The sequence below is a fragment of the Herbiconiux daphne genome, from assembly GCF_024979295.1.
In the GTDB taxonomy this organism is placed as follows: Bacteria; Actinomycetota; Actinomycetes; order Actinomycetales; family Microbacteriaceae; genus Herbiconiux; species Herbiconiux daphnes.
The window spans coordinates 1-718 of the sequence record NZ_JANLCJ010000368.1 but is presented as its reverse complement, the minus strand read 5'-3'; the positions used below and the strand labels follow the sequence as shown (position 1 = coordinate 718).

Below are 718 nucleotides of genomic sequence, written 5' to 3'. Positions count from 1 at the left end.
CACGCGCATTTAGGTTTTTACTTTACAATTGATATATATTGTAGTAAGATAATAGGATAATAGGATAATTAAAGGAGCTTATAAAAATGGCAAATGTAAATGGATTACTTATCTCACTAATTGACGACATTGACCGCAGTAGAGCATTATTTGGAGTGCCTGCTGAGCGTTTAGCATTGAATGATGTATCAACTGGATTCGCAAAAGACTTCGTGGACCACTATTTTCCTTACGCAGTGAACCGCTCTCCATTGGGAGATGTGCAGATTTACGTTGATAACTTCCGTCAAGTCAAGAAATATCTCGATGCTTTAGAGAAAAAAGCAAATAAAACTGACAAGTTTTTCACAATCATAAACATTGAACCAAAAGACAAGGGCTGACAAGCTCTTTTTCTTTACGCAGAACAGATTCCTTGCGTTGCTCCTGCGATTTTAATATCCTCCATGAGTTATTTATCATAAAACACAATCACGCGCATTTTGAGGCCTTATACAATGTCGATTTTCCTCGTGTAACAAAACAGTAACTCAATTTATATCATCTCTTAACTTAAATTAGGTGGTTTCCTCTTTACAAATGATTCAACATAGGTTATAATGATTATATAAAGTTAAACAACAACAACAACCTAAGGAGAAAATCAAATGAAAATCACTAAAACAAAATCAGGCTGGACAGCAACACCATCATCAATCGCATACGAAGTAGCACTTTT

1 protein-coding gene is annotated in these 718 nt (G+C 35.0%); it reads left to right on the top strand.

The window, feature by feature from the left end; all coding sequences use genetic code 11:
• The first annotated feature begins 86 nt into the window (after window positions 1–86).
• Complete coding sequence (locus tag N1032_RS25295) at window positions 87–383, top strand: hypothetical protein (protein WP_259543344.1); 297 nt, start codon at window positions 87–89, stop codon at window positions 381–383.
• The last annotated feature ends 335 nt before the right edge of the window (window positions 384–718 follow it).